This is a genomic window from Paragemmobacter ruber (assembly GCF_009908315.1).
GTDB lineage: Bacteria > Pseudomonadota > Alphaproteobacteria > Rhodobacterales > Rhodobacteraceae > Paragemmobacter > Paragemmobacter ruber.
This window is the reverse complement of the sequence record NZ_JAAATW010000002.1, coordinates 579,612-603,076: the sequence shown is the minus strand read 5'-3', so window position 1 is coordinate 603,076 and position 23,465 is coordinate 579,612. Positions and strand designations below refer to the sequence as shown.

Annotated in this window: 23 protein-coding genes; 7 read left to right on the top strand and 16 right to left on the bottom strand. The window is 65.1% G+C overall.

Annotation, left to right across the window (positions count from 1 at the left end; translation table 11 throughout):
* Positions 1-23 precede the first annotated feature (23 nt).
* Positions 24-1,979: a glycosyltransferase family 2 protein gene (locus GU920_RS11295; RefSeq protein WP_161767111.1), complete on the top strand. Its 1,956-nt coding sequence runs from the start codon at positions 24-26 to the stop codon at positions 1,977-1,979.
* On the opposite strand, the gene GU920_RS11290 is transcribed toward GU920_RS11295, so the two are convergent.
* Entirely contained in the window at positions 1,976-2,611 is a 636-nt protein-coding gene (locus GU920_RS11290; protein ID WP_161767110.1) for a GntR family transcriptional regulator, read from the bottom strand. The two genes, GU920_RS11295 and GU920_RS11290, sit on opposite strands and share 4 nt — an antisense overlap.
* Positions 2,612-2,774: 163 nt before the next feature.
* Between GU920_RS11290 and GU920_RS11285 the strand changes: the two genes are divergently transcribed.
* From GU920_RS11285 to GU920_RS11270, 4 genes are all read left to right on the top strand, one after another.
* Positions 2,775-3,428, top strand: coding sequence for a pyrimidine 5'-nucleotidase (locus tag GU920_RS11285; RefSeq protein WP_161767109.1), 654 nt, complete (start codon positions 2,775-2,777; stop codon positions 3,426-3,428).
* Positions 3,429-3,555: 127 nt separating this feature from the next.
* A complete protein-coding gene (locus GU920_RS11280) occupies positions 3,556-3,801 on the top strand; it encodes a hypothetical protein (RefSeq protein ID WP_161767108.1) in 246 nt (81 codons plus the stop codon).
* Between the two features lie 97 nt (positions 3,802-3,898).
* Complete coding sequence (locus tag GU920_RS11275) at positions 3,899-5,098, top strand: UbiH/UbiF family hydroxylase (RefSeq protein WP_201744127.1); 1,200 nt, start codon at positions 3,899-3,901, stop codon at positions 5,096-5,098.
* A 179-nt stretch (positions 5,099-5,277) separates the two neighbouring features.
* Positions 5,278-5,550 (top strand): hypothetical protein, encoded by a 273-nt coding sequence (locus GU920_RS11270; RefSeq protein WP_161767106.1) that lies wholly within the window; start codon positions 5,278-5,280, stop codon positions 5,548-5,550.
* A gap of 313 nt (positions 5,551-5,863) precedes the next feature.
* Here GU920_RS11270 and GU920_RS11265 read toward each other — a convergent pair whose 3' ends face one another.
* The 8 genes from GU920_RS11265 to GU920_RS11230 all read right to left on the bottom strand — a co-directional run bounded on the left by GU920_RS11265 (position 5,864) and on the right by GU920_RS11230 (position 11,838).
* Positions 5,864-6,019: a hypothetical protein gene (locus GU920_RS11265; RefSeq protein ID WP_161767105.1), complete on the bottom strand. Its 156-nt coding sequence runs from the start codon at positions 6,017-6,019 to the stop codon at positions 5,864-5,866.
* The gene (locus GU920_RS11260) at positions 5,988-6,584 is read right to left on the bottom strand and encodes a type II toxin-antitoxin system VapC family toxin (RefSeq protein WP_161767104.1); all 597 of its coding nucleotides are present in this window, start codon (positions 6,582-6,584) and stop codon (positions 5,988-5,990) included. The genes GU920_RS11265 and GU920_RS11260 overlap by 32 nt, the downstream gene beginning before the upstream one ends.
* Complete coding sequence (locus tag GU920_RS11255) at positions 6,585-7,379, bottom strand: hypothetical protein (protein ID WP_161767103.1); 795 nt, start codon at positions 7,377-7,379, stop codon at positions 6,585-6,587.
* Between the two features lie 59 nt (positions 7,380-7,438).
* Positions 7,439-8,353 carry an IS1595 family transposase gene (locus tag GU920_RS11250; RefSeq protein WP_161767102.1) on the bottom strand — a complete coding sequence of 305 codons (915 nt, stop codon included), beginning with the start codon at positions 8,351-8,353 and terminating at the stop codon, positions 7,439-7,441.
* A gap of 91 nt (positions 8,354-8,444) precedes the next feature.
* Complete coding sequence (locus tag GU920_RS11245; RefSeq protein ID WP_161767101.1) at positions 8,445-9,569, bottom strand: aminotransferase class V-fold PLP-dependent enzyme; 1,125 nt, start codon at positions 9,567-9,569, stop codon at positions 8,445-8,447.
* Positions 9,570-9,572: 3 nt separating this feature from the next.
* Positions 9,573-10,679, bottom strand: a complete 1,107-nt coding sequence (locus GU920_RS11240; RefSeq protein ID WP_161767100.1) for a mandelate racemase/muconate lactonizing enzyme family protein — start codon at positions 10,677-10,679, stop codon at positions 9,573-9,575.
* Positions 10,680-10,927: 248 nt separating this feature from the next.
* Positions 10,928-11,386 (bottom strand): Lrp/AsnC family transcriptional regulator, encoded by a 459-nt coding sequence (locus tag GU920_RS11235; RefSeq protein ID WP_161767099.1) that lies wholly within the window; start codon positions 11,384-11,386, stop codon positions 10,928-10,930.
* A complete protein-coding gene (locus GU920_RS11230) occupies positions 11,383-11,838 on the bottom strand; it encodes an Lrp/AsnC family transcriptional regulator (RefSeq protein ID WP_161767098.1) in 456 nt (151 codons plus the stop codon). Before GU920_RS11230 ends, GU920_RS11235 begins: the two co-directional genes overlap by 4 nt.
* A gap of 128 nt (positions 11,839-11,966) precedes the next feature.
* On the opposite strand from GU920_RS11230, the gene ilvC reads away from it, so the two are divergent.
* Complete coding sequence (ilvC, locus tag GU920_RS11225) at positions 11,967-12,989, top strand: ketol-acid reductoisomerase (RefSeq protein ID WP_161767097.1); 1,023 nt, start codon at positions 11,967-11,969, stop codon at positions 12,987-12,989.
* An 89-nt stretch (positions 12,990-13,078) separates the two neighbouring features.
* Here the strand turns inward: ilvC and GU920_RS11220 are convergent, their stop codons facing one another.
* Complete coding sequence (locus tag GU920_RS11220; protein ID WP_161767096.1) at positions 13,079-13,657, bottom strand: hypothetical protein; 579 nt, start codon at positions 13,655-13,657, stop codon at positions 13,079-13,081.
* A gap of 380 nt (positions 13,658-14,037) precedes the next feature.
* On the opposite strand from GU920_RS11220, the gene GU920_RS11215 reads away from it, so the two are divergent.
* The gene (locus GU920_RS11215; RefSeq protein ID WP_161767095.1) at positions 14,038-14,214 is read left to right on the top strand and encodes a hypothetical protein; all 177 of its coding nucleotides are present in this window, start codon (positions 14,038-14,040) and stop codon (positions 14,212-14,214) included.
* A gap of 177 nt (positions 14,215-14,391) precedes the next feature.
* Here GU920_RS11215 and glmM read toward each other — a convergent pair whose 3' ends face one another.
* From glmM to glyS, 6 genes are all read right to left on the bottom strand, one after another.
* Entirely contained in the window at positions 14,392-15,738 is a 1,347-nt protein-coding gene (glmM, locus tag GU920_RS11210) for a phosphoglucosamine mutase (RefSeq protein WP_161767094.1), read from the bottom strand.
* The gene (gene folP / locus GU920_RS11205) at positions 15,735-16,742 is read right to left on the bottom strand and encodes a dihydropteroate synthase (protein WP_161767093.1); all 1,008 of its coding nucleotides are present in this window, start codon (positions 16,740-16,742) and stop codon (positions 15,735-15,737) included. The genes glmM and folP overlap by 4 nt, the downstream gene beginning before the upstream one ends.
* A gap of 48 nt (positions 16,743-16,790) precedes the next feature.
* The gene (locus GU920_RS11200) at positions 16,791-17,699 is read right to left on the bottom strand and encodes a dihydroneopterin aldolase (RefSeq protein WP_161767092.1); all 909 of its coding nucleotides are present in this window, start codon (positions 17,697-17,699) and stop codon (positions 16,791-16,793) included.
* A 117-nt stretch (positions 17,700-17,816) separates the two neighbouring features.
* Positions 17,817-18,497 (bottom strand): cell wall hydrolase, encoded by a 681-nt coding sequence (locus GU920_RS11195; RefSeq protein ID WP_161767091.1) that lies wholly within the window; start codon positions 18,495-18,497, stop codon positions 17,817-17,819.
* Positions 18,498-18,699: 202 nt separating this feature from the next.
* On the bottom strand, positions 18,700-21,249 hold the full coding sequence (locus tag GU920_RS11190; protein WP_201744087.1) for a putative PEP-binding protein: 2,550 nt from the start codon (positions 21,247-21,249) through the stop codon (positions 18,700-18,702).
* A 158-nt stretch (positions 21,250-21,407) separates the two neighbouring features.
* A complete protein-coding gene (gene glyS, locus GU920_RS11185; RefSeq protein WP_161767089.1) occupies positions 21,408-23,465 on the bottom strand; it encodes a glycine--tRNA ligase subunit beta in 2,058 nt (685 codons plus the stop codon).

Below are 23,465 nucleotides of genomic sequence, written 5' to 3'. Positions count from 1 at the left end.
CCGATCAACGGAGAAGCCGCTGCATGTTCGTCCGCCCCCCCCGACCGCCCGGCCCGCCCCAGACCGGCCGCCCGGCGATCGACACGCCCGGCCTGCCAAGCCTTGCCCCCTTTGCCCTCACCGCCCGTGCGCCGCGCCTTGTCTACCCGGCAGGGCCGCAGGCGCCCCACGCCTTTCCCCTGCTCCCAATCCCCGGCATGGCCGAAGCCCCCGCCCTTTTCGAACCCGCCCCCGCCAGACCGGCACGCCCCGCCCCCACGCCCCTCCCCACGCCCATCCACGCGCAGCCCCCGCGCGATCTGCCCCACCCGATCGACCTGCCCCTTCCCGTCGATCCCCGCCACGATCCCCCCGACCCGCATCTTCTCTACCGCCTCGGCCCGGCCATCGCCCTGCGGCGCGGCCTGCTGCCATGGCGGGAACGCGGGGGGGAAACGATCATCCTCACCGCCTCGCCCGCCGGGTTCCAGCGTCATGCCGCCTTTCTGCGCGCCCTCTACGGCGCGCGCCTGCGCCCCCTGCCCTGCCCCCGCCCGCTGATCGAGGCGGCGCTCCTCGCCCATGCCGGCCCCGGCCTCGTGCAGGCCGCCGAACTCCGCGCCCCCGCCATCGCCAGTTGCCGCACGCTGGACCGCACCGCGCTGACGCTCGTGGCCCTCCTCCTCTGCGCCGCGCTGGTCTGCCTCATCCCCGCCCATCCCGCCCTGATCTTCGGCCTCTTCCTCGCCGTGACGCTTGGCCTCTGCACCAGCCTCACCCTGCTCAAGATCGCCACCGCCATCGCCGCCCTGCGCCAGCTACCCGCGCCTGGCCCCCCGCTCGACCCCGCCGATCTGCCGACCATCTCGCTCCTCGTCCCCCTCTATGGCGAGGCCGAGATCGCCCCCCGTCTCATCCGCCGCCTCTCGGCGCTGGATTATCCGCGCGACCGGCTGGATGTGATCGTCCTGCTGGAAATGACCGACACCGCCACCTGCGCGGCCATCGCCGGGATCGACCTGCCGCCTTGGATGCGGGTGATCGCCGTGCCGGACGGGCGCATCCGCACCAAACCCCGCGCGCTGAACTTCGGGCTCGATTTCACCCGGGGCAGCCTGATCGGCATCTACGATGCCGAAGATGCCCCTGAACCCGACCAGCTGCTCAAGGTCGCCGCCGCCTTCGCCATGGGCCCGCCGCGCCTTGGCTGCGTGCAGGGGATGCTCGATTTCTACAACCCCCACACCAACTGGATCGCCCGCTGCTTCACCTATGAATATGCGGCATGGTTCCGGCTGTTCCTGCCGGGTCTCGTCCGCCTCGGCCTGCCCGTGCCTCTGGGCGGCACGACGCTTTTCCTCCGCCGTCAGGCCGTGCTCGACGTGGGCGGCTGGGATGCCCATAACGTGACCGAAGATGCCGATCTGGGCCTGCGCCTTGCCCGCCACGGATGGCAGACCGACATCCTCGCCTCCGTCACGCTGGAAGAGGCGAACTGCCGCGCCCTGCCATGGGTGCGGCAACGCTCACGCTGGACCAAGGGCTATCTGATGACATGGCTCGTCCACATGCGCGCGCCCCGCCGCCTCTGGCGCGATCTCGGCCCCCGCCAGTTTGTGGCGATGCAGGTCCTCATCCTCGGCGCGCTGTTACAGGGCATCGCGACACCGCTGCTGTGGTCGCTCTGGCTGGTGGCCTTGGGCATGCCACACCCGGTGCTGGATGTCCTCGATCACGCCACCCTCGCCGCCATGGCGCCGGTGATGCTCGCCGTGCATGCGCTGGATTTCATCCTTGCCGCGATGGCCATGCGCCGGGCGGGCCGCCCGGTCGGCTGGCTCTGGCTGCCGCTGCTGAAACCTTACGCGCTGCTCAACACCTTCGCCACGGCCAAGGCGATGGTCGAGGCTGTGATCCGCCCCTTCCACTGGGACAAGACACGGCACGGCCATTTCGACAGCGCCGCCAGCCCGACCGATGCCCTCCCCCCCGCAGGCTAGCGCGTGCGGATTTCCCCGGCATCCACCCGCAGCCGTGTCTCGAAGGCCTTGCTGATATGCTGGCGCAGGGCCTGGTAGGCGCCCTCGCCATCGCGCGCCTCGATCGCGCGCACGATCTGGTCATGCTCGTCCAGCGCCACCTCGTCCCGGCCCTCGGCCGCAAAGGATGTATTGGCCATCAACGCCATCGACCGATGCACAAGATCCAGTTGCTGCACCAGAAACCGGTTGTGGCTGGCCAGATGGATCTGCTTGTGGAACCGCTTGTTCGCCCGGCTGAGCAGCTTGGGATCCGCCCCAAGCAGCCCCCGGTCATCCTCCACCATCCCCCGCAGGACGCGGATTTCCTCATCCGTGGCATGGCGCGCCGCCAGCCGCGCCGCCAATCCCTCCAGTTCCGTGCGCACCGCATAGAGCTCGGCCAACTGGTTGTGGTCCAGCGAGGCGACGATCAGGCTGCGCCCGTCGCGCGTCAGCATCGCCTGCGTCTCCAGCCGCTGCAACGCCTCGCGCACCGGGGTGCGCGACACGCCCAGCCGTTCGGCCAATTCCGATTCCACCAGACGGTCGCCAGGCTTGTACAGCCCCGCGTCAATCGCCTCCAGAATCAGCGTATAGGCATCCTTCTGCACGTCCCGCTCCCCCCCGGCTGCGACGCCCCCCGATTGAATACGGCGGCATACCGTTTTGTGACACTACTCCAACGCCCCTGCAACACCCCCGTCTGCCCCACCTGACTGCCCCACCCGACTGCCCGCCCTTGCCCTGCCCCGCCCGGCGCCCTAGCCTCTGGCCATGACACAGCAAGATTTCCACCACGTCCGTACCTGGGTCTTCGACCTCGACAACACGCTCTATCCGCCGCGGATGCGTCTCTTCGATCAGATCGAGGTCCGCATGACCAATTGGGTGATGCAGGCACTGGGGGTGGACCGCGCCCATGCCGATCATCTGCGCGCCTCCTATTGGCAACGCTACGGCACCACGCTTGCAGGCCTGATGGCCGAACACCGCATCGACCCAGAGGCCTATCTCGCCGATGTCCATGACATCGACTTTTCCGTGCTGACCCCCGATCCGGCGCTGGCCACCCATATCGCCGCCCTGCCCGGCCGCCGCATCGTCTATACCAATGCCGACGCCCCCTATGCCCAGCGCGTGCTGGAAGCCCGCGGCCTGACCGGGCTCTTCGATGCCGTCTATGGGGTGGAACACGCCAACTACCGCCCCAAGCCTGAACGGCAGGCCTTCGAGACGGTCTTCGCCCTCGACCGCCTCGATCCCACCACCGCCGCCATGTTCGAAGACGATGCCCGCAACCTCGCTGCACCACATGCCATGGGGATGCGCACGGTCCATATCGCGCCGGAACCCGAACCGGCGGATCACATCCACCACCACGCCGAAGACCTCACCGAATTCCTCGGCCGCCTCACACGCGAATTCTGACACAGAAACCGCCGCGGCATCTGCGTCAGATTTCGCCCGCGCCCCCTGCGACGCCGCACCGCAGCAAGCACCCCTTGGAATCGCCCAAGCGCCGCCCCACCATGAAGAGGGAAATTAGGAGTCCCAGATGTCCCTTGCCGCCGAAGCCCCTGCCCGCAGCCTCGCCTCCCGCATCCTCCATGCCACGCCCGTCCTCGGCCACATCGCGCGCGACGTCTCCCGCGACATCTCGACCATCTACTACCTGCTCACGATCCTCGTGACGCTCATCGTCCTCGGCGTCAAAACTTGGGGTCTTGCGGCCCTCGTCCTGCCGGCCGTGGCCTTCGTGCCGGTGATGTTCGTCCTGCTCATCTGGATCACCCTGCCCTGACGCATCCCCGCCCCCCGCATCCAGCGCGAGGGGGGGCACTTTGTCGCTTCGCCTTCCCGTGCGACAGGCGTATCTCTTGGGCGACGGACGGGAGGCTCTGATGCGCGAAACCACCGATATCCTGATCTCCGGCGGGGGTGTCGCAGGCCTGACCGCGGCCGCAGCCTTTGGCACGGCCGGGTTCCGCGTGATCTGCGTCGATCCCACCCCCCCCGTCACCCGATTGGAGGACGCGGGCGCCGATCTGCGCACGACCGCCTTCCTGCAGCCCTCGATCCCCGTTCTGGAAGCCGCAGGTCTCTGGGACAGGCTCGCCCCCCACGCCGCCCCCCTTCAGGTCATGCGCATCATCGACGCAGGCGGCGCGGAACCCACCCCCCGCATCGTCAAGGAATTCGACGCCGCCGACATCTCGGATCACCCCTTCGGCTGGAACCTGCCCAACTGGCTCCTGCGGCGCGAAATGGTCGCCCGCCTTGCCGACCTCCCCAACGTCTCCTTCCGCCCCGGCCTCTCCACCACGCGCCTGCTCACGCGCGAGGCCGAGGCCATCGCCACCCTGTCCGACAGCACCCGCATCACCGCCCGCCTCGTCATCGCCGCCGATGGGCGCAACTCCGCCATGCGCGAAGCACTCAGCATTCCCGTGACGACCACACGCTACGGCCAGAAGGCGCTGGCCTTCGCCGTCACCCACCCGAAGCCCCACGACAACGTATCAACCGAAATCCACCGCAGCGGCGGCCCCTTCACCCTTGTCCCCCTGCCCGATCGGGACGGGATGCCCTGCTCTGCCATCGTTTGGATGGAAACCGGGCCGAATGCCGAACGCCTCGCCGCCCTGCCCGTACCGGACTTCGAGGCCGAGATGAACGCCCGCTCCTGCCAGATCCTCGGTCCCCTGACGCTGGTGAGCCGCCGCACCCTCTGGCCCATCATCAGCCAGATCGCCGCCCGCATGTCGGGCGAGCGCACCGCGCTTGTGGCCGAGGCCGCGCATGTCGTCCCGCCCATCGGCGCGCAGGGGCTGAACATGTCGCTGGCCGACCTGCGGGTGCTCCTCGACCTCGCGCAGGGCAGCCGCGCCGATCCGGGCACGCCAGCCCTGCTTGACGCCTATCACCGTGCCCGCCATCTGGAGGTGCAGGCCCGCGTGACCGGCATCGACGCGCTCAACCGCGCCTCGATGATGGGCGCGCAGGGCCTGCGCGACCTGCGGGCCACGGCACTGAACGCACTCTACTCCGTCACGCCGATCCGCAAGACGCTGATGCGCGCAGGCCTCGGCGTGCGCTAGGCACCCGAGAATTTTCCCGAAAATTCTCGGGCCGCCCCCGCCTGAAACTTTTCGACGAAAAGTTTCAGGCCCCGCCCCGGAAAATCTTTCCAGAAGGCGATATTATACTTCCCGTACCCATTGCCGAATCGGGTAGGCCGTGAGACGATCCACACATCATCTTGTGTGGAGATTTGGATATGGCTGTCTTTCTTGTGACTTACGATCTGAACCGGGAGGTTATACGCCCCAACATCACGAAAATCATCCGAGACGGCTTTGACGGCTTCGCAATGCTTTCAGAGTCATCCTACGCTATCGCAACGGACTTGGACGCAGATGATGTGTTTGCGAAGTTTTCCAAAGTTCTGGACGACAACGACCAACTGTATGTGATTACGCTGTCAAAGCCCTATTACGGTCAGGGGTCTGAACAGGTGAACAAGTGGTTGGATGACAACTTGCCTTGGTGATCCTTACCCTGCCGCTGGTGAGAGCGGCAAGGTGGCGTTCTTCTGCGTCAGTTTCCACGGTGACCACAAATTTCCCGTTTTCGGATACCACTTTCATGTGCGCCTCCAATGTGATGTTATAACATAGCATACCAGAGACGGCGAAGCAGCACTTTTCTTTGTCCCGGGCGCGTCAAATCATCTTGCACATTCAAGGGCGCGAAATTCGTTGTCCGGATACGGGCGCATACACGAGTGGTACGCGCTGAAATAAGTAGCGATCGAAGTGCTGAGCACTATCGCGAACCCCAGAATAATTGCTGCCTTCACCGGCTCACTTATCATTTTTCTGCTCCTTGGCCTCAGGTTTCCGCTTGAGGTCAAGCTTGCCCATGACGCGATCCAGCGCGTCGTCGGCCTCGTCTACGCCAAGTTCGCGGGCGGCCTGTTTGAAGCGGTCACTCTGGCTTTGTTTGCCTGACATCGACATCAAGTGTTCCCTGCTTTGCGATAGGGGACATGATTGTGAGGGGATACTTGCCGCAAACTGAAGGCACTCCGCTCCATGCGTAAAGCGTCAACAGCGGAATCTTCCCCTTCTTGTCTGAAGCGTCCCTCGTGTGAAACTCGTCGGCCTTTTCGATAATTGCGGTAGCTAAGTGGATACAATCGCCTAAATCCATCATCTTTGCTGGCTGTGCTGGCACAGCAGTAACGCCTTTAGACTTTGGAACAGCGGCAACTGCGGGGCGATAATAGTAGTCGCGTATCTCTCGCGCCAACAAGATCACATTTGTCCCTATCTGATACTCAAAGAACTTTTCAGCATCAAAGAGCGAGAGATAAGCGCTCTCGGCAGCCGCGTCCTTCTCCGTCATCTTTTGAGGAAGAACCTCAAGGTGGGTCGCCGAAGAGGTTAAGATGATGGCCTCTTGCGCCTCAACACTGGCAAGCACTTCTCTAATCCCATCGCTTTTCTCGCGCGGGACGTCCTCTTTCCCAAGCCATTCGTAGAAGATGCAAGAGTCCCAATAAATCTTCCTCTTCACCGGCATCTATAAGTCCCAAGCCACTTCTTGACGTTTTCGACCGGCAAATATCCCGCGCAAGTCAGCGAACTTTACAACGGACACAGAAGCTGGATAGAGACTAATCCCATCGTCAAGGATTTGCACACGCTTGGGGTGGGGGGAAAGGCTATCATAAGTCAGCACACCCTTTACTTTTACCTTCTTGAATAAGTATTTTCCGATCTCGGATTTCATTGCTTCGGGGAAGGTGCAGCGAATAAAGTCTGGCCCAGTGGCAGGAACTAGAACCACTTCGTTGTCCGCGTCCAGGTCGTCCACCTTTTTGAGTTCGCCAATTACCTCTCCAATGGCCTTGCCGGAATGCCATACAATTGGCGTCTCAGCAAAAGCCCGTTTCTGTGCAAGGCTCAAAGCCTTCACATGAAAATCCTTGTCAAAATGCACCGGATCAGTGTGTCCGTTGATCCAGAACGCCTTATATCCATCGTCCTTACTTGGCGCTGCCATCTCTGCGATCTCACCAAGAACAGCACTCGGTATTCGCTGATCCGGTTCTTCGCCTCGGTCAATAGTCTCAAGCTGCGCAATACTCCAATAGACCGCCGGTGCCGGATTGTAATCCCTCACACGAGGAACGGGCTTGAGAGTGAGTGTAGTCGGATTCTTCTTATCGGCATCAATGATCTCAAAGTCAGTTTTCTTGACGCTGGATCCCTCGTGAAGACGCTCCAGTCGATTCATCACCAGAATGAGCCTATTGATTTTCCCGACGTACGTATGTGCAAGGACGTTGCCCTGATGACCATCAGTGCCGCTCAAGTAGACTGTGAAGCCCTTATGGTGATGCTGTGCCAATTTCTGCGCCTCCGGCGCAGATTCTACGCGCCCAACGAGTCCCGGTAAAGCAGTCTTTTCCCTACGATCCCGTTAAGGGCGATGTCAGCACGCATCGCATCAGTCACATCCAGCGCGGCACGGTTGCTGTAACGGAAATCAAACTCCGCCATGTAGCGGTGCAGGTGCTTCTTGCCGCAGTGCTGGTAGATGCCCTTCATGCCGCGCTTGAAGATGGAGAAGTAACCCTCAATCGTGTTGGTGTGGACGTCGCCGCGCACGTATTCATCCTTGCCATGCTCGACCACACCATGAGCGGCGAACATCTTGCCGGGCTTGCGGTAGTGCTTGGCTTCGTCCGTGTAGAGCGTGGCTTCGCGGGCAATGTTCTCGCTCAGGATCGGCGCGATGGTCGCAATAGTCAGCGCATCCACAACGATGCTCTTGGCACGGCCCGTCTCACGGTCCAACAGGCTGACAACCTTCATCTTGTGGTGATAGGCGGTCTTTTTTTCCACGCCCGGCTCACGACCGATGAAGGTTTCATCAACCTCAACAGCGCCACCACCAGAGCCAAACGTGCCGATGCTGTCGTCACGCATAGCTTCGCGGATGCGGTGAGACATGAACCATGCGGTCTTGAGCGTGACGCCAAGGGTGCGGTGAAGCTGGTTGCTGCTGATGCCCTTTTTGCTGGCGCACATCAGGTAGATCGCTTGCAGCCACAGGTTCATGGGAACGTGGCTGGACTCGAAAATCGTGCCGATCTTGACGGTGAACGGCTTGCGGCAGGAGTAGCACTTATAGGTGCCGATGCGGGTGGACTTGCCGCCCATCTTGCTGGTGCGCTCACATTCGCCGCAGTGCGGGCAAACCCGACCGTTCGCCCAAACGCGCGCTTCCACATAGGCGTATGCGGCTTCTTCATTGTGGAACTCGGGGCGGGACAGGATGGACATGGCGCGTACTCTCTTGCTTGCCCCTTATATCTAAGGGTTTGGCGTGGGTACGTCAAGTATAATATCGCCTTCCAGAAAGATTTTCCGGGCGCTACAGCACCGCCTCGACGGCCCGCTCCAGCCGCGCCACGGTTCCCGGCACGTCTTTCAGCTTGTCCAGCCCGAACAGCCCCAGACGGAAGGTCTTGAAGGCCTCGCCCTCCCCCACCTGCAAGGGCACGCCCGCCGCGATCTGCAGGCCCTGCGCGCGGAACTTGGCGCCGTTCTGGATGTCTGGCTGATCGGTATAGCTCACCACCACACCCGGTGCCTGAAACCCCTCAGCCGCGACCGATGGCACGCCCTTGCGTGCCATCAGCGCCCGCACAGCTCGGCCCAATTCCCACTGCGCGGCCTTTGCCGCGTCAAATCCCATGGCCTTGGTCTCCAGCATGGCATCACGGAAGCCCAGGATGGCATCCGTGGGCATCGTGGCGTGATAGGCATGGCCCCCGCCTTCATAGGCCGCCATGATCGCCCGCCATTTCTTCAGATCGACGGCGAAGGAATTGCTCTCCGTCGCGGCCAGTCGTTCCTCACCGCGCGGCGACAGCACCACCACCCCGGCCGAAGGCGAGGCCGACCAACCCTTCTGCGGGGCGGAAATCAGCACATCCACCCCCGTCGCCTCCATATCCACCCAGACACAGCCCGAGGCGATGCAATCCAGCACCATGATGGCCCCCACCTCATGGGCGGCCGCCGCCACCTGCGCGATATAGTCATCGGGCAGGATGATCCCGGCGCTCGTCTCCACATGCGGCGCGAACACCGCATCAGGGCGCTGCTCGCGGATCTTGGCCACGACCTCCTCCACCGGGGGGGGCGCATACGGCGCGCGCGGGTCATTCCCCGTCTGCCGCGCCATCACCACGCTGGTCTGCGCGGTGAACCCGCCCGCGTCGAAAATCTGCGTCCAGCGGAAGGAAAACCACCCGTTCCGCACGATCAGCACGGACCCCTTGCCGAACTGCCGCGCCACCGCCTCCATCGCATAGGTCCCGCCACCGGGCACCAGCGCCACCGCCGATCCCCGATAGACCTCTTTCAGCAGGCCCGACACATCCCGCATCACGCCCTGAAACCGCGCCGACATGTGGTTCAGGCTGCGGTCGGTGAAGACGACCGAAAACTCCTCAAGCCCCTCGGGGTCGATATGTGCATGCAGTCCGGGCATCGCTCAGCCTCTTCCTTCCGAAACACGATGGCTTGCCCGCGCAAGCCAGTCAGGGTTGATCTCCACGCCCCAGCCCGGGGCATCGGGCACGGTCACGCAGCCGTCGCTCACATCATAGGGCGCGCCGCGGAAAAGTCCCTCCTGCCAGGGATAGTAATCCGGCCCCTCGATGGACAGTTCCAGATACTTTCCCGCATTGGGGATCGCCTTCAACAGATGCATGGTGCACATCGTCACCAGTGACAGATTGGCCGCATGCGGCGTGATGGGCAGGCCCGCCGCCGCCCCCATGCGGCACACCTCCAGCGTGCGGTGGATGCCGCCCATATACATGACGTCCGGCTGCAGGATATCCACCGCCCCGTGCTCGATCATCAAGCGCCAGCTGGAAAACTCGCAATCCTGTTCGCCCCCCGCCACGTCAATGGACAGCGCCGCCCGCACCTCGGCCGTCTGGTCCACCTCCCAATAGGGGCAGGGCTCCTCGAAATGCCCGATGCCATGGTCCTCCAGCATCCGCCCCACCGCGATGGCGCGCGCGGGCGAAAAGCCGGAATTGCCATCCACCAGCTTGTCAACGCCCTCGCCCAAGGCCTTTGCCACGACCGGGATCACCGCCTCTGTCCGCCCCGGCCATTCATCCACGTCCCGCCCACATTCCGCGCCCACCCGCCACTTGAAGGCGGTAAATCCCTTCTCGTCGCGCAACCGGCACAGCCGCGCCGCCTCATCCTCGGGCGTGATGTCGCGCTTCATGCTGCTGGCATAGGCGCGCAGCCGCCCCGGGCTCCCGCCCAGCAAGGACACGACCGGCTTGCCCTCCACCTTCCCGCGCAGATCCCACAGCGCCGTATCCAGCCCCGCCATGGCGCGGCGCAGATAGCTGCCGGGAAACTTGTGCTCCCGTTCATAGATGCGGCGCAGCGTATCCTCGAAATCCAGCGCATCGGTCCCCAGCGCATGGGGCGCCACCTGCCGATGGAACACCTCCGCTGTCAGATCGGCATGATAGGTGGACAACTGCCCCCAGCCCGTCACGCCCCCTTCCGCCGTCGCCCGCACAAAACAGACGAACGCATTCCCGAACGTCTCCAGCCGCGTGATCCGCATCGCCCCACCCCTTGCATGCCACGATCCTAAAGCCCCGCCCCGCGCCGTTCAGCGCCATTCCCGACATGGGCCACGCCGCTTCCCTTCCCCCGTCCCGGCCTGCCCCTTCCCCGTTGTGCAAATATCCCGGGGGTGAATGGCCGCCCGCGGCCAGAGGGGGCAGGCCCCCTGCGCGCATAAGGCGCAGCGCAACGCCGCGCAGCCAACCGAAAGACCGCGCGGCGGCACGCCGCTCCGCCTGCAAGCCGCTATCCCAAAGGCCCCGGCCGCCGCTCCTCGGTCAACAGCACATTCGCCTCCACATTCCCCACCCCGGGCAGCGTCATGATCCGCCGCCGCAGCACCCGCTCGAAATCCGCGATATCCCGCGCCACCACGCGCAGGCGGTAATCGAACAGCCCCAGCACATGCTGCACCACCTGCACCTCCGGGATCGCTGTCACCGCCCGCTCGAAATCCTCAAGGCTCACCCGCCCCCGCGCCGCCAGCTTCACCCCCAGAAACACCGTCACCCCGAACCCCAGCGCCGCGCGGTCCACCTCCACCCGCCGCCCCGCGATCACCCCCGCCTCCTCCAGCCGCCGCACCCGCCGCCAGGCCGCCGGCTGGCTCAGCCCCAGCCGCCGCCCCAACTCCCCGGCCGACAGCCCGCCATCCTCCACCAGCGCCCGGCAAATCGCCCGGTCCACATCATCCAGATCAATCACAGCGGCACCGCCTCCCCCTCCTTGATGGTGGAGATCAGCATCAACGCCTCCAACTCCGCGATATGCGGCAGGGTCAGGATGCGGGTCCGGTAAATCTCCTGATAATGCGCCATATCCCGCGCGATCACGTTCAGCCGCACATCGACCCGGCCCAGAAACGTCTCGATCGCCAGAACCTCCGGCACCTCCCGCGCCGCCGCGATGAAGGCGTCAAAGGCCCGCGGGTCCGTCTTGTCCAGCGTGAAGCGCAAGGACACCTCCACCCCATAGCCCAGCGCGCGCCAGTCGATCACCGCCTGCTCCGCCCGGATCACCCCCGCCGCCTGCATCCGCTCCAGCCGCCGCCACAGCGTCGCCACCGTCACCCCCGCCCGCGCCGCCAGTTCCGCCCGCGCCATCCCGGGTTCCGCCAGATACTGCCGCAGGATGCGCCGATCCGTCTCATCCAGCATGATCCATCCACCAAACCGCCACTTGACGCATGATCATTCCCACATCTGGCGAAAATCGTCAAACAATGCACGGGCTTGCACCGCAAAATCCCTATCCTGCCCACATCATCAGCAAAAGGAACGCCCCAATGCGCGTCTATTATGATCGTGACTGCGACATCAACCTGATCAAGGACAAGAAGGTCGCCATCCTCGGCTACGGCTCCCAGGGCCACGCCCACGCCCTGAACCTGCGCGACTCGGGCGCCAAGAACCTCGTCGTCGCGCTGCGCGAAGGCTCCCCCTCCGCCAAGAAGGCCGAGGCTGAGGGCCTGAAAGTCATGGGGATCGCCGAGGCCGCCGCCTGGTGCGACCTCATCATGTTCACCATGCCGGACGAGCTTCAGGCCGCCACCTACAAGCAATACGTCCATGACAACCTCCGCGAAGGCGCCGCTATCGCCTTTGCCCACGGCCTCAACGTCCATTTCGGCCTGATCGAGCCGAAAAAGGGCGTCGACGTCATCATGATGGCCCCCAAAGGCCCCGGCCACACCGTCCGCGGCGAATACACCAAGGGCGGCGGCGTCCCCTGCCTCGTCGCCGTGCATCAGGATGCCACCGGCAAGGCCATGGAAATCGGCCTCTCCTACTGCTCCGCCATCGGCGGCGGCCGCTCGGGCATCATCGAGACGAACTTCCGCCAGGAATGCGAAACCGATCTCTTCGGCGAACAGGCCGTGCTCTGCGGCGGTCTGGTCGAGCTGATCCGCATGGGCTTCGAGACGCTGGTCGAGGCCGGGTACGAACCCGAAATGGCCTATTTCGAATGTCTGCACGAGGTGAAGCTGATCGTGGACCTGATCTACGAAGGCGGCATCGCGAACATGAACTACTCGATCTCGAACACCGCCGAATACGGCGAATACGTCTCGGGCCCGCGCATCCTGCCCTATGATGAGACGAAGGCCCGCATGAAGGCCGTGCTGACCGACATCCAGACCGGCAAATTCGTGCGCGACTTCATGCAGGAAAACGCCGTCGGCCAGCCCTTCTTCAAGGCCACCCGCCGCATCAATGACGAGCACCAGATCGAAAAGGTCGGCGAGAAGCTGCGCGCCATGATGCCCTGGATCGCCAAGGGCAAGATGGTGGACCGCGCGCGGAACTGATCTTTTCTTGCAGTCAAAGGAGAGAGGGCGGTCCTAGCGGGCCGCCCTTTATCTTCCGAGCCGTCAGTCCCACTGCTACTTAGTCCGAACTAGTCAATCATCTGACACGGCGTTTCACTCATATTTACAATGAGCAGAGTCGCCACAATTTCCCCATCTTCAATCGAGGACCAATCAATGTCAGATGTTAAAATCGCCTCATCTTCTCCGAGAAACACTAAAACTCGCCCGTCTGATAAAGTGTTGCGCGCTGCAAAAGTATCATGAATTCGCCGTGGGTCATCAGGTGACTCAGTGATTGCACACTCCGCCAATCCACTTTCTCTTAGTTTCTCTCTTGCGCTAGAAATTTCTTTCTCCCAAAACTGCAGATCAGACGGACCAGCAATAATCGGATCTCCATCTGCAGAGACCACGCCTGCGCCATCTGAGTAGTTTCGGGAATACTTAAAGGTAACCGAAATTGATTCATTACCGGGATCTGCGATAAGCAAGAAACCAATTTTTGTTTTCCGATGCCTGCAATCGAACAGCGTAGGCTCGGCGTCTATCTCCAGCACCGGGAAACAGCTCATATACGGATTAATCATATACCCTGGGGAGATGATAGAAGAAAACACATCAAGGATAAACTCCTCCAGCGGGGCCGACACACTTTCTTCGGCCATCGCCCCCGATGGCTGTAAAACAGTGACTGATCCAAATGCGATGCACACAGCCGTACGTCTGATCCATGCAGTTGAACCCAGAAAGAAACGTCGCAGCCTCCAATCCCACCTAGAATCCTGAGCGCCATCCATTTGCGCACCTCATGAAAAAGCATTTATCGCCCAACGGTATACATCTCCAAAACAAATAGCGAAGAAATTCCGCGCACTTGCAAAGCGAATGTTGTCGCTCCTCCCCCCTATCTTTCCCCCCACAAAAGGCGCATACCACCTGCAGCCCTCCGAACACGGGGGGCGTGACGGGCCGGGGATCCGGGGAACGGGCCGCCTTTGTGCCCCGCCGGAAACCCATGGTCCGATTGTCCGGAAAGGACAGACCCATGGGCATCTCCACCCCTAAGACACCGTTCAACCTCGCTGAATTCCTGTCGCAGAAGGCCACCCCCGGTGCGCGGCGCAAACCCGCCTGGAACCGCCCCCGCGCCGCCGCCCCCACCCCGGATGACACAGCGGAAACCGAGGCGGAGCCCACCCGCAACGCCCCCCGCGAAGACTGACGCAAGTACAGCCACAGCCCGATCCGGGCCGCCCGCAAGCGGCCCCGATCTGGCCTCATGCCCCGAAACTCTGGCCTGAAATCGCTGGGAAAGCGTTAACCATCGCGCCTGCGCGCCCGTTGGCGGTGCATACGCGCGTATGCACGCCCGTCTGCACGCTTTCCTGCACGCCGGAAATCACCCCGCCGCCTTCTCCACCGCTCTCACAATGGTAGAAACCACCTCGTCCAGCAGCGCCGCATCCTCACATTCCGCCATCACGCGGACCAGCGGTTCCGTCCCCGATTTTCGGATCAGGATGCGCCCTTTTCCGGCGACGCGCCCCTCCATCGCCGCGATCACCGCCTGCACCTCGGGCGCGGCAAGCGGTTGTTTTCCTTGCGCATATCGGACGTTCTTCAACATCTGCGGCACCGTTTCGAACTGCCGCGCCAGCACGGCCGCGCTCTCGCCCGTCCGCGCCATCTCGGCCAGGAATTGCAGCCCCGCCACCAGCCCGTCGCCCGTGGTGGCATAGTCCGTCATCACGATATGGCCCGACTGTTCGCCGCCCAGATTGAACCCGCCTTCCCGCATCCTTTCAACGACATAGCGGTCCCCCACCGCCGTCCGCTCCAACCGCAGGCCGCGCCCTTCAAGGTGCCGCTCAAGGCCAAGGTTCGACATCACGGTCGCCACCAGCGCGCCCCCGCGCAGCCGCCCATCCTCGGCCCAGCGCGTGGCCATCAGCGCCATGATCTGGTCGCCATCCGCCACCCGCCCCTTGGCATCCAGGATCATCACCCGATCCGCATCGCCATCCAGCGCGATCCCCACATCCGCACCATGGGCGACCACCGCCTCGGCTGCCGTCTGGACATGGGTCGATCCGCAATTTTCGTTGATATTCTTGCCGTTAGGGGCCACGCCCACGGCGATCACCTCTGCCCCCAGCTCCCACAGCACCTCGGGCGCCGCGCGATAGGCCGCGCCGTTCGCGCAGTCGATCACCACCTTCAACCCGTCCAGCCGCACGCCTGCGGGCAGCGTCGTCTTGACAAACTCCTGATACCGCCCGCGCCCATCCTCGATCCGCTTCGCCCGCCCGATCGCCTCAGGCGCCGCAGGCTCGATCTCGCCCTCCAGCAGCGCCTCGATCTCCGCCTCCGCCTCATCGGAAAGCTTGAATCCGTCCGGGCCAAAGAACTTGATCCCATTATCATAATGCGGATTGTGCGAAGCCGAGATCATGACCCCCAGATCCGCCCGCATCGACCGCGTCAGAAACCCCACCGCCGGCGTCGGAACAGGCCCCAGAAGCAGCACATTCATCCCCGTCGAGGTCAGCCCCGCCGTCAGCGCGTTCTCCAACATATAGCCGGAAAGCCGCGTATCCTTGCCGATGACCACACGATGTGCCGCCTTGCCATCCCGCCGGAAGAACCGCCCCGCCGCCGCGCCAAGGCGCAGCGCCATCTCGGCGGTCATCGGATAGGCATTCGCCCGCCCCCGCACCCCATCGGTCCCGAACAGTTTCCGTGTCATCCATCCACTCCATTCACCGCCCGCCACAGCCGCAGCGCCTGCCGCGTCTCGACCACGTCATGCACGCGCAGCACCTGCACACCCTGCGCCACCCCTGACAAGGCCACCGCCACCGATCCCGGCATCCGCCGCTCGGCCACATCCGCGCCCCCGATCGCCCCGATGAACCGCTTGCGCGACGCCCCCAGCAGAACCGGCACCCCCAGATCATGGAACAGGCTCAGCCCCCGGATCAGCGCAAGGTTATGCGCCGCCGTCTTGCCAAAACCGATGCCGGGATCAACCATGATCCGGTCGCGCGCGATCCCTGCCGCCTCGGCCATAGCGATCCGTGCCTTCAGGAAATCGTAAACGTCCAGCAGCACATCCTCATAACGCGGATCGTCCTGCATCGTCGCAGGCGTGCCGATGGAATGCATCAGGATCACCGGCGCCCCGGTCTCCGCCACCACCGACGCCATTTCAGGATCAAACCCCATGGCCGCCACATCGTTCACGATCCCCGCGCCCGCCGCCAGGGCCGCCCGCGCAACGGCCGCTTTCCGCGTGTCGATCGAGATTGGGCAAGCCAGACCACCAGACCTGAGCGCCGCAATCACCGGGGCCGTCCGCGCCACCTCTTCGTCAACCGCCACCTCGGCCGCGCCGGGGCGCGTGCTTTCGCCGCCGATATCCAGCACATCCGCCGCCTCGGCCATGGCCCGCGCCTGCGCCACCGCCGCCTCAGGGGCCAGAAAACGCCCGCCATCGGAAAAACTGTCCGGCGTCACGTTCAGGATGCCCATGATCCGGGGGCTGTCCATCGCCATGCCGCCGAAATCGGGGCGCGGCGCTGCCAGCCTGTCACGCACCTCTGGCGGCAGATCGGCCACGCCCACCACCTGCGGCGCCGCCCCGCGCGCCAACACCTCCACCTGCGCGAACCAGCACCAGCCACCGGCAAGCGGCAAGGCGCCCGGGGGCCGGGCATGATCGGTCATCGCGATGGGGCGGTAATATTCCATACCTGCCTGCCTAGGCGCAGCGCCGCGCCCACGCAAGCCCCGCGCGGTTCAGCCCCGCTCCACCGGCACGCGGCTTCCTGCCGGAACTGCAACATCCCCGTGAACGACGATTCCGCCCGCCGCCATCACCTCGGCCAGCCACAGGGCCAGCGCCACCGGATCGCGGCTCTGCGGCCCGTCCACCGCATCCAGCACCAGCTTGGACGGCGCCCAGACGATCATCTGCCCCCGCTTCACCGCCCAGTCGATCTCGGTCCGCGTCGCCACCACCACGCAGCGGTCATCCCGCGCGGCCAAGGTCCAGGCGTTCTGCTCGATGGCCAGCAGGTCGATCCGCCGCTGTGTCGGCTTGTGCCCCGTCTCGGGGCGGGGCAGATCGGGCAACCCCACGGTCAGGATCACCGGCACGCCGCGCGCCTGCAGGGCATCCAGCCGCGCCGACAGGTCCGCCCCGTGGATCGCCGCATTGTCCAGATACACCACCAGCGGATGCACCGCCGCCTCCACCCCGTCCTTGCCCACCGCGCGCAAGGGCGCCTCGGCGCGCGACCGAGCAATCTCCACCCCCAGCTTGCCGGGGCCACGGTCCAGCTTTTCCACCCGCACGAAGGCGCGCATCGCCTGCGGCTCGGCCAGGATGCGCTCGGCCACCCGTTCGGCCAGCGTCTCCAGCAGGTTCAGACGTTCCGCCGCCAGTTCCGCCGCAATCGCCTCGGTGATCCGGTCATAGCTCAGGATCTTGTCCACATCGTCATCCAGCGGCTGCGGCTGCGGGCGCACCTCCACCACCACGTTGAACTGGATGCGCTGGCGTGTCCCGCGCTCCTGCTGAAAGGCACCGATCTCCACCTCGACGATGTGATCGCGCAGGGAAATCCGGTCGCGCGGGTCGGCGCTGGCCGACGCCACCGCCCGTTCCTCGGGATGCGCAAAGGCAAGCCGGATATCGCTGGTCATGGTCTCGCCTCCCGGCGCGCACAGGTCATGTCGGGGCGCAGGATACCCGCGCCCGCTGACGCTTCCATGTCCGAACCCGTCACAATCCGCAAGCAAGACGACGGGCGGCCGCCCTTTTCACGGCTGGCGATAGAACAGATGCGCCCCGATGGCCGCCGTCTGCGGAAAGCGCCGCGCCCAGCCGGGCCGCACCTGTTTGGTATGGAAATGCGTGGCCCCCATGGTCAGCGCGCGCGGCGCGCCATCCATCATCGCCCGGGCGATGCGCTCGGCACGCCACATCGCCTCCGGGTCGCGCATCCGGTCGGCCCGGCCATCGCAGACATAGCTGAACTGGCACCCGCCCCCGCCGCGCTGTTCCACCACGCCGCAGATTGTGCGCGGATAATCGGGGCTGTCCACACGGTTCAGGATCACCTCGGCCACCGCGAACTGGCCCCGCAGGGATTCGCCCCGCGCCTCGAAATAGATGGCCTTGCTCAGGCATTCCCACTGGGCATCACCCGTGGGTTCGGGCTGCGCGGCCAGCCAGGCGTCATCATAGCGGATCACGGCGGGCGTCTCGGCCCGGCCCGGCGTGGTGCGGGTTTCCACCTTGGGTCCCACGGCCACCTCCGTCAGCCGCCCCTGCGGCAGCGCGGCCAGCGCCTGCCGTTCGGCCCCCAGAAGGCTGCCCAGCGTGCCGCCGATGGCGGCGGTCGGATCGTTCGATTGGCTCACCGTCACGTCGGCGAAGGCCGCTCCATTCAGGATGACGGCGGCAACGGCCCCCGTGATCCAGCCTGTTTGCAAGCGCATGGTCTCGTGTGTCCCGGTCTGTTTCAGCCACGCGCCGCCGGAAATGCCCGGCAGCGACGAGGGCCGGACCTATGCGAATCATCGGGCGGGTGTCCACCAATGTGGCAAAATTACAACCGATTTCGGGCCGTTTTCGGCGGATATCCGCCCAAAAATCCTAAAGCCCTATGTGAGCTTCGCCCGCCAACCACATGATCTTGCGTTAATTTTTACGAATATCGTTCCGCCCCTGCAAGGCCAGATGCGCCGCCGCCAGCCGCGCCAGCGGCACGCGATAGGGCGAACATGAGACGTAATCGAATCCCGCCTTGCGGCAGAAATCTATGGATTCGGGGTTCCCCCCATGTTCGCCGCAGATCGACAGAACCAGATCGCCCCGCGTCCGCCGCCCCCGTTCCGCACCGATGTGCAAAAGCTCGCCCACGCCATCCACATCCAGGATGTGGAACGGATCCTCAGGGAACACCCCCTGCTGCACATAGGTGTTCATGAACCGCCCCGCATCATCGCGCGACAGGCCATAGGTCATCTGCGTCAGGTCATTCGTGCCGAAGGACAGGAAAGATGCATGCTGCGCGATCTCGCCCGCACGCAGCGCCGCACGCGGGGTTTCCACCATCACGCCCAACCTGTAGGCGAAATCCGTCCCGGCCCCGGCGCGCGCGCGCACCTTGGCCGCCACCGCCTCGATCCGGGTCTGGACCAGCTCCACCTCGCGCCGCGCGCTGACCAGCGGGATCATGATCTCCGGCACCACCGATCCGCCGCGCCGGGCGATCTCGACCGTCGCCTCGAATATCGCCTGTGCCTGCATGTCATAGATTTCGGGCAGCACCACGCCTAGGCGCACCCCCCGCATCCCCAGCATCGGGTTGAACTCGGCCAGCGCCTCGGCCCGCCGCGTGACCTCGGACAGCGGCTTGTCCAGCGCCTCGGCCAATTCGCGCAGGCCCTCGCGGCTGTGGGGCAGAAATTCATGCAAGGGCGGATCGAACAGGCGGATGCAGACGGGCAGACCCTGCATGATGTCGAAAAGCTGCACGAAATCCTCGCGCTGCATGGGCAAAAGCCGCGCCAGCGCGGCCGCCCGATCCTTGGCGCTATCGGCAAAGATCATCTCGCGCATCACCACCAGACGGTCTTCCTCGAAGAACATGTGTTCCGTCCGGCACAGGCCGATTCCCTGCGCCTCGAACTGCCGCGCGGTCGCGGCATCGGCGGGTGTGTCGGCATTGGCGCGGATGCCGATGTCGCGGTAACTGTCCGCCCAGCCCAGAAGTTTGCGGAAACTGTCATCCAGCGCTGGGGCCAGCATGTCCGCCGCGCCTGCCAGCGCCTCGCCCGTGGTGCCGTCCACGGTGATGATGTCGCCTTCGCGGAACACCCGGCCATCCGGCGCCACCAGCTTGCGCTCCTTGGCATCCAGCTTCAGGTCCGACGCCCCCACGATGCAGGGCAGGCCAAGGCCCCGCCCGATCACCGCGGCATGGGAGGTCATCCCCCCGCGCTCCGTCAGCACGCCCACCGCCGAATGCATGCCCCGGATATCCTCGGGCGCGGTCTCGCGCCGCACAAGGATGCAAGGCTCGCCCCGCGCCGCGCTGGCCTGCGCGGCCTGCGATGAAAACACGATCCGGCCCGTCGCCGCCCCCGGCGAGGCGGCGATCCCTCGCACGAACACATCCCGCGCCCCCCGCGGGTCCACCTGCGGATGCAGCAGTTCCGACAGCGCCCGGGGTTCCACCCGCAGCACGGCCTCGGCGTCAGAGATCACCCCATCCTCGGCCAGCGCCACCGCGATCTTCAGCCCCGCCCGCGCGGACCGCGCAACCTTGACCGCATCCAGCACCGACAGATGCCCGTCCTCGATGGTAAACTCGATCTGCATCTCCTCGCGCAGCCGCGCCCGGCAGGCCGCACCATAGCGCAGCAGGTCCGCAAACAGCCCCGGCGCCAGTTCCTCCAGCGACGGCCCGCGCGGATCGCGCGTCAGATAGATCGCTTCTGTCCGCTTCAGCGCATCCCGGCCCTGCGATTGGCCAAGATAGCGCCCCGTCACCTGCGGCAGGCCCGTCACCGGATCGACGAACTGGATCACGCCCGACCCGGAGACGCCCTTGCCGATCCCCTGCGCCATTTCCTGCACCACAAGGCCCAGCGCCGCCTCGTCGGGCGCCCCCTTGGCCGCGCGCAGCAGCCGCGCCGTCGTCCCTTCCCAGGCCCGCGCCATCGACCGCAGCACCTCGGCCAGCTGCCGCGCCGGATCCTGCGGAAAAGCCTCGTCCATCTCGATCTCATAGACCCGCAGCGCATCCTGCAGCGCATCCGCCGAAGGGGCGGCGGCGTCGAACATGTCGGGGTCCAGCCGCGCCACATGGGTGGCATAGGCCTGCACGAAGCGCAGATACAGCGCATCCGCCGCCGCCTGCCCGTGCCGCTGGGCCAATCCCGCATGCCGGGCCGCGTTCATTCCAATGTTCAGGATCGTGCCCGGCCCGCCCCAATCGGGGTTTTCCGGGCTGGGGCGCACGGAAATCAGCGTGGCATCCCCGAAATGCGCCAGAATCGCCGCCACATCCACCGCATGCCCCGCCGCAATGGCGCGGATCGTGGCCGCAGGCAGCGCCACCGTGCGCGGCACGGGCAGATCCAGCCGGATCAGGCGCTGCAGGCACTTGGCCCGCCAGCCATGCGCCGGGGTCTGGATGCGCGCCGTGGGCGTGATCTCGGCGAAATCGGGAAGCATGTCCATCTTCTGCACTGCAGCAGCCTTTCCTTTGCGCCCGCAGGATACGCTGAAAAAGGTGTCAAGCAAGTCTGACATTTACTGTCATGACGGCGGCGCGCCGGTGGAAAGCGCCGGGGGCCTTGCCCCCGGACCCCCAGGGTATTTTTCCAAGATGAAGAGGCTTACCCGTCCACCTTGGTCAGATCGGCCACGCCGGAACAGATCGCGCGGATGCGGTGCAGCAGGTTCAGGCGGTTGCGACGGACGACCTGATTTTCGGTGTTGATCTGGACGGCGGTGAAGAAGGCATCAATCGGCGCGCGCAGCTGCGCCATGGCGCCCATCGCGGCGGCGAAATCCTCGGCGCGCATGGCGGGACCGATGGCCTGTTCCGCCACGTCCAGCGCATTGAACAGCGCGCGCTCCGCGTCGCTTTCGGCGAATTTCGGGTCCGCGCCGAAGGAATATTCGACGCCATCCTTCGCTTCGGCCTGAGACAGGATGTTGTTCGCCCGCTTGAAGCCTTGCAGCAGGTTCGTGCCGTCGTCCGACGCAAGGAACGCCTGCAACGCCTGCGCGCGCTTGACCAGCAGCGTCAGGTCATCATTGCCGGGCATGGCAAGGCAGGCGTCGATGACGTCATGCCGGATGCCCTGATCCTTGAGGAAGACTTTCAGGCGGTCATGGAAGAAGGCGATCAGATCAGCCCCGTCCGCGCCCGGATAGGCCTTGGCAAAGACCGCCGCCAAAGACGCGCGCACCCCATTCACCAGCACCAGCCGGATCACCCCCAACGCCGCGCGGCGCAGGGCGAAGGGGTCCTTGCTCCCGGTGGGCTTTTCATCAATCGCCCAGAACCCGGTCAGCGTGTCGATCTTGTCGGCCAGCGCCACGGCGACCGATACCGGCTCCACCGGCACGGCATCCGATGGCCCGAGCGGCGCGTAATGGTCGCGCGCGGCATCGGCCACCGCCGCAGGCATCCCCGCCGCCAGCGCGTAATAGCGGCCCATCACGCCCTGCAATTCGGGGAACTCCCCCACCATCGCCGACCGCAGGTCCAGCTTGCCCACCCGCGCCGCCTGTTCCGCGAGGCCCGCATCCGCGCCCACCAAGGGCGCAATCTCGCGCGCCAGGGCCGCGATACGCTCGATCCGTTCCGCCTGGCTGCCCAGCTTGTTGTGGAAGGTCACCGCGCGCAGGCCTTCGGCCCATTCCCCCATGCCCGCCTTCGCCACCCGCAGGTCGTTCTCCCAGAAGAACCGCGCATCCGACAGTCGCGCCCGCAGCACCTTCTGATTGCCCGTCAGGATCGCCGCGCCGCCATCCGCCGCCTCGATATTGGCGACCGTGATGAAACGCTCGATCCGACCTGTCTTGGGGTTCCGGACAGAAAAGAACTTCTGATGCTCTTTCATCGAGGTTTGCAGAACCTCTGCCGGCAGGCCCATGAATTCCTCGCCGATCGGTCCCATCAGCACGACGGGCCATTCCACCAGCCCCGCCACTTCCGCCAGAAGCCCGCGATCCTCGACCACTTCCAGCCCTGCGGCAAAGGCCATGTTGGTGGCCGCCTGCCAGATCTGCGCCTCGCGCTCTGCCGCATCCAGCACCACGCGGGCGCGCGACAGTTTCAGACGGTAATCCTCAAACGAGGACACCGCAAACCGCCCCGCCCCCATGAAGCGGTGGCCTTCGGTGGTATTGCCTGCGGCGATCCCGTCCACCTCGACCGGCACCACCCGCGCCCCCGCCTCATCCACCATAAGGCAGAGGATGGATTGCAACGGCCGCACCCAGCGCAGGGACCCCGCCCCCCAGCGCATCGACTTGGGCCAGGGGAAATTGCGGATCACGCCCTCCAGCACCTCGGCCACGATCGCATCCGCCTTCCGCCCCGGCTTTTCGACCACGGCGAAATAGACCTGCGCCTTCTTGTCGTCGCGCACCTCCAGCTGGTCCTTCGTCAGGCCGGTGGACCGCAGGAACCCCTCCAGCGCCGCCGCCGGCGCGTCCGTCCGCGGCCCTTTGCGCTCTTCCCGCACGGGCCTGCTCTCGGCGGTCAGTTCCTCGACCGACAGCACCAGACGGCGTGGCGTCGAAAAGGCCCCGGCGCTGGCATAGGTCAGCCCCGCCTCCACCAGCCCATCTGTCACCAGCCGCTTCAGATCGGCCGCAGCCTTGGCCTGCATCCGCGCGGGGATTTCCTCGGAAAACAGTTCGATCAGCAGATCAGGCAT